This is a genomic window from Streptomyces millisiae, from assembly GCF_031845425.1.
In the GTDB taxonomy this organism is placed as follows: domain Bacteria; phylum Actinomycetota; class Actinomycetes; order Streptomycetales; family Streptomycetaceae; genus Streptomyces; species Streptomyces millisiae.
The window spans coordinates 1-617 of the sequence record NZ_JAVREM010000190.1 but is presented as its reverse complement, the minus strand read 5'-3'; the positions used below and the strand labels follow the sequence as shown (position 1 = coordinate 617).

1 pseudogene is annotated in these 617 nt (G+C 73.1%); it reads left to right on the top strand.

The features are described 5' to 3' along the window. Positions 1-258: 258 nt before the first annotated feature. Positions 259-617: pseudogene (locus RNC47_RS36150) on the top strand (hypothetical protein); the annotation flags it as partial.

The window sequence follows — 617 nt, the reverse complement described above, 5'->3', positions numbered from 1 at the left end:
AGCAGCACGACCGCCGGATCGGCCACGATCTCTCCGGCTACCTCATCGACCTCGGCCGCGTCGAGGAGGCCCTGGCCATCCTGTCGCTGCCGCACAGGAGCTCCCGGCCCCCGCTCGTACCGACGACACACCTGTGGTCCGAAGCGCCACCGTTCTGAAGCCTGGCCGGGTGCCTGACTTACTGAAACCGGGTGCCTGACTTACTGAAAGGGGCGGGGAAGGGTGCTTGAGGGCTTCGAGAGTGTGAAAGCAGCGGCGATGGGGCTCGCGGGAGGCGCGCCGCTTACCGGCACGCTCGATGTCGCCGACCCCGGTGACTGGCTCGCGCTCGACGGCGGGGTGCGCGAGGTGTCCCGGTTCCACCCGCCGTTCCTGCTGGAGTGGGCGCGTTCCGCCGCACCGCCCGCCGGTCTGGCCCGGCTGGACGAGTCCCGGCTCGCCATCGCCCTCTGCCACCGCGACGGGCGGGTGCGCGAGGAGGCGGTCCGGCAGGCGGTCCGGCACCCCGGCCTGCTGCCGCTGGTCGTGATCCGCTGCGCCGACTGGGTCGGCCCCGTCCGCGAGCAGGCCCGGCAGTTGCTGCGGGAGGCCCTGGACGTGGACGCCGCCCTCGGCCT